Origin of the sequence: Synergistes jonesii (assembly GCF_000712295.1) — a bacterium.
In the GTDB taxonomy this organism is placed as follows: Bacteria; Synergistota; Synergistia; order Synergistales; family Synergistaceae; genus Synergistes; species Synergistes jonesii.
On record NZ_JMKI01000019.1, the window covers coordinates 1 to 2183 of the forward strand.

General features: G+C 58.4%; 2 protein-coding genes. Both read left to right on the top strand.

The annotated features are described in order from the left end of the window. Positions 1 to 1973: YadA-like family protein (locus EH55_RS13375; protein ID WP_201769338.1), on the top strand; the 1973-nt coding region annotated here is incomplete at its 5' end. A gap of 18 nt (positions 1974 to 1991) precedes the next feature. Further along, a partial coding sequence (locus EH55_RS04615; protein WP_037975226.1) for a hypothetical protein occupies positions 1992 to 2183 on the top strand: 192 nt, incomplete at its 3' end.

The following is a 2183-nucleotide window of genomic DNA, read 5'->3' on the forward strand; positions in this document are numbered from 1 at the left end:
ACAAAGGCGACAAGGGTGACACCGGAGCTACCGGAGCCCAAGGCGAAAAGGGAGACAAAGGCGACAAGGGTGACACCGGAGCTACCGGAGCCCAGGGCGAAAAGGGAGACAAAGGCGACAAGGGCGACACCGGAGCTACTGGAGCCCAGGGCGAAAAGGGAGACAAAGGCGACACCGGAGCTACTGGAGCCCAGGGCGAAAAGGGAGACAAAGGCGACAAGGGTGACAAAGGTGAAAAGGGAGACCAAGGTGACCAGGGCTTGAAGGGCGACCAGGGTGAACAGGGTCCGCAGGGCGAGACAGGCCCGCAGGGTCCCAAGGGCGAAGCCGGAGCCACAGGCGAACAAGGCCCGCAGGGTGAGCCCGGAGCCCCAGGAGCCGACGGTAAAGACGGCGCCCAAGGCCCGCAGGGTGAAACAGSCCCCGCCGGAACCGACGGCAACGACGGGGCGCCCGGCAAAGACGGCACCGGCATAACCAAAGCCGAAGTCAACAAAGAGGGCGACCTGATCATCGACTACACAGACGGCAGACATGAAAACGCCGGCCACGTAAGCGGCGAAGGCGGAAGCGGCAGCTGGGACATCTCCGTCAACGGCAAAACCGCCACCGTCGACAAAGACAACAACACAGTGGCGCTGAACGACGGCAAAAACATCGAAATCAAAGAGACGGCTGAAAGGAAATACAGCTTCAACGTCTCCGAGACGCCGGAATTCACCAGAGTAGACGTCAAAGGCGACGAAAACAACATCGGCATCGACAACGGCGGCAACAGAATCATCAACGTTGCGGACGGTGTTGAAAACAGCGACGCGGCAAACATCGGCCAGCTCAGCGCGGTCAGCGCCGACGTGGCGGACAACAGCACTAAAATCACCAACATAGCCGGAGACGTGTCGAACAACAGCACGAGAATCAACAACATCGCGTTAGACGTAACTAAAAACAGCACCAACATCGAAGCGATAAGCAAAGACATGAGCCTCGTCGTCAAATACGACGGAGCCGGCAAAGAGACAATCACCCTCGGCGGAGAAAACGGCACACAAATCAAAAACGTAGCCGCCGGCACAGAAGCGACGGACGCGGCAAACGTCGGCCAGCTCGACCAACTCAAAGCCAAAGGGCAAGACTACGCGGGAGACGCTGGAGATAAAATCCACAGAGACCTCGGCAGCCAGCTCAACATCAAAGGCGGCGCCACCTCCGTATCCGCGGCCGACAACATCGGAGTAATATCCGACGGAAACGACACGCTGAACATCAGACTCGCCAAAGACATCACAGGCATAGACAGCGTCAGCGTCAACAAAACCATCAGCGTAGCCGGAGGCACGACGATCACGAAAGAAGGCCTAGTCAGCAACGCCATCAAAATAAGCACAGCCAGCGGCGACGTGATCATCAACAACGGAGGCGTATCGATGGGCGGCAACAGAATAACCAACATAGCGCCTGGAGCCAACGCGACAGACGCTGCGACAGTGGGACAGCTCAGCGAAACGACAGACAACCTCTACCGCGTCTACAGCGAACTCAGCGACGAAGTCGAAGACCTTGGAGCGGAAAGCGCGGCGCTGGCGGGATTGAAACCGATCCAATACGACCCGCTCGAGCCGACGCAGATAATGGCGGCGGTAGGGAACTACAGAGGCAGCACGGCGATAGCGGTGGGATTGGCGCACTACACGAGAGAAAACACCATGTTCCACATAGGAGCGTCATACGGAGGCAGCAGCCGCGTGCTGGCCAACGCGGGAGTGACCTTCAGGCTGGGCGGCAAAAAAGACGCCATCCCGGCGCGCTACAAAGCCGGCCCGATCAGCGCGACCTACGTGATGCAGGACGAGATATCCGCGCTGAAGGCGGAGAACGCCAAGCTGAAGGAAAGCAACGAGAAGATGCAGAGCACGATGGAAGAACTTCAGGCGAAAGTTGAAATGCTCATGCAGAAAGCCGCCGAAAAGTAAAAAGGGGAGTGAAGCCCAATGAATCGCAAGATTGTTAAAAAACTGCTCTGCTGCTCTGCTGCCTTCCTTCTCCTCAGCGCCTCCGGAGCCCGCGCGGAAGTCGACGTCGTCGGCTCCCCAGAAGACGGACGGAACTCCTCCGCCAAAGAAGGAGCGATCCTCGTCGATATGCCGAGCGAAGAAGTCCTTCAGAAGAGCGGCGAGTTCGAA